Origin of the sequence: Anaerobiospirillum sp. NML120448, assembly GCF_023050945.1 — a bacterium.
In the GTDB taxonomy this organism is placed as follows: Bacteria; Pseudomonadota; Gammaproteobacteria; order Enterobacterales; family Succinivibrionaceae; genus Anaerobiospirillum.
The window spans coordinates 1-2113 of the sequence record NZ_JALKIM010000150.1; the positions used below are offsets into that span (position 1 = coordinate 1).

Genomic DNA, 2113 nt, shown 5'->3' on the forward strand with positions numbered 1-2113 from the left:
CCTAAAAGTTAGCTAACAGTGTCATGTAATTTATTAAAAGTCAAGATTTATATCGAAAAAAATGTTTATTGGGAGATAATTTTTTCTATAAATCATGACATTATATGTGATATAATGTCATGGTTTTGTTTGTTTAAAAGAGATAACTAATCATGGGCCGCAAATCTTCAGGAAAAGACACCGTCTACATTAATGAGCGTAAGCAAAAGAATGGCGAAATTTATGTAATGGAACTTACTAAAAGATGGGATCCTGTAAAGAAAAACATGGTTTATGTTTCATCAAGATTACTTGGCAAGAAGACATCTCCAGATTCAGAGATTGTCAAAACCCGATACAAGGCTAAGCCTCATAAGCAAAAGGCGCTATTTAAGGATAGCATAGAGGATACCTCGGCTGTTCCTACAGCTACTTCCGCTCCTGCTGTTCCTACAGCTACTTCCGCTCCTGCTGTTCCTACAGCTACTGCCGCTCCTGCTGTTCCTACAGCTCCAGCTGCTCATGCTTCTGCCGCTTCTGGTGATAACACCTCAAATATTATTGATGTATCCAATATCAGTATGAACGCAACCCGTCATAGTGCTATGGAGCTTTTACTCTTTGCTGAGAACAAGGCTGGTCTCAAAGAAGATATTGAGAGCGTTGTTGCAGATATTTCAATTGCTGACAAGATAAGATCTTTAGGCTTGTTTGTTAATTTAAACAATGGCCAATCATTCACTGGAATTTATCATGATCAGTTACATCACGATTATCCATATACTGATGGTATTACTGAGGCTGTATACAATAATCTTTTTGATAACTTGGGCCATGACTACAGTACTATTCACCGCTTTTTTGCAGCAAGGGTAAGTCGCTATGTTAAGGAGCATCCAGGTGAAACTATCTATGTGGCCTATGATGCAACGATTGTCCCTACAGAGTCTGAAAAACTTAATTCAAGATGGACTATTACCAAGGAAGGCTCTTTCAGCAAGGCAGAAAAGGTAATGGCTCTTTATACTTTAGATAATCACCCTTTAGCATTATTTAAAGTTCCAGCAAATATTAACGATGAAAGCTTTGCGCAATATGCAACTGAGTACTTAAGAAGTCTAGGTGTTACTGATTACATATTGGTAACAGATAATGGCTTTATGAAAAAGGCTAATATTACTCAATATGAGAAAGATGGCGTTAATTATCTAGGACGTATCAGTAATTCACTTAGCTTAGTAAAGGAATACTTTCCTGAAGATCCATGTGAGTTTGAACTGGATCCTAAGTGCTGTTGTGAGTATGACCCTTTTGTATCTTGTAAAAAAATACAGATTAGCAATGAGTCTTTCATTAAGGCTTTTTTGGGTGATGATGACGAAATTGATGAGAGTATTCTTTCAAAACCTCATTTCCTATATATCTTTTCTGAGCGTAATAGGAATCAGGAAATCTTCCAAAAAATTTCTCTTGAAGCCAAAGCAATCCTTAAGCTAAGCAATGATAATAGTTTGTTAACTGAAGAGCAGATTAAATTTAGAGATAAATATCTTATTTTGACAGAAAACGGTCAATGGGATATTAACTCTCGAGCAATAACTAAATATAGCAGGGAGTTTGGTTGCTTTGTATTATTATCAAATGTAGATCTAACTCCTGATCAAGCTTTACAGCTATATCGTAAGCGCAATGGTGTTGAGTATTTTTATAAGGAACACAAAAAGCACGCAGATGGCGCTACTACTAAAGTGCAGGATGATAATCGCTACATGGGGCGACTTTTTGTTCAATTTTATGCACTCTCAATAAGAGAGTCTTTGCTTAGATTAATTAGACAGTGCAAAGAAAAACTTTCTGAGTTTATTAAAACTAATGAAAATGTTCCTGGCAAAAAAACTATTGTTAAAGAGCACAAGAGTTTACTTTCATGGCTAAACAATAAGTCTTTATATGAGCTTATAAAGTGGTTTGATTGTCCAGAGACTTTGCATCTGAAAAATGCTATAGCTTGCGCAAGATTCACTCCAGAAATGACCAAGCGTGACAAGATGTTTTTTCAGCATATTGGTTTAATCGAATCTTAGTGTTCCTGACAAGGATACTTCTTGCATGACACTATTCGCTAACTTTTAGG

General features: G+C 36.1%; 1 protein-coding gene. It reads left to right on the plus strand.

The features are described from left to right. Positions 1-152: 152 nt before the first annotated feature. A complete protein-coding gene (locus MXE38_RS12145) occupies positions 153-2063 on the plus strand; it encodes a transposase (protein WP_246915452.1) in 1911 nt (636 codons plus the stop codon). Positions 2064-2113: the final 50 nt, after the last annotated feature.

Coding starts and splice junctions, on each gene's coding strand:
- MXE38_RS12145 (WP_246915452.1), top strand. CDS start 153: ATGGGCCGCAAATCTTCAGGAAAAGACACCGTCTACATTAATGAGCGT.